This is a genomic window from Bradyrhizobium sp. Kon37, from assembly GCF_055807535.1.
On record NZ_JBVVOY010000240.1, the window covers coordinates 1 to 285 of the forward strand.

At 52.6% G+C, this 285-nt stretch carries 1 protein-coding gene; it reads right to left on the reverse strand.

Translation table 11 applies throughout. From position 1 onward, the window contains the following. Positions 1-43: 43 nt before the first annotated feature. Positions 44-285 (reverse strand): carbon starvation induced protein CsiD (locus AC0L3J_RS37980; protein ID WP_473350537.1); only part of this gene is annotated, 242 nt, incomplete at its 5' end.

A 285-nucleotide genomic window follows, 5' to 3' on the forward strand; every position in this document is an offset into this window, starting at 1 on the left:
GCCAATAATCACAAAATCATACATCCGCTCAATTCCTTTGCGCTTACTGATGCGTCTGGTAGTGGTTAGAGGCGTAAGCGAAATAGCCACGCTGGCGCATCAGTTCACGGCGCAGATCCGGGTGCGGAGTAAAGCGGTCGCGACCGTGCAGCCAGAACAGGTTGTTAATCAACAGGAATTTGCCAACGGGAACGGGCACAGAAAGAATGCCTTTGCTGGTTTCAATGGCGTCGGAAAGCTCGCTCAACCACACGCCTTCTTCGAAGTCTTTCGGCTGGACGAACT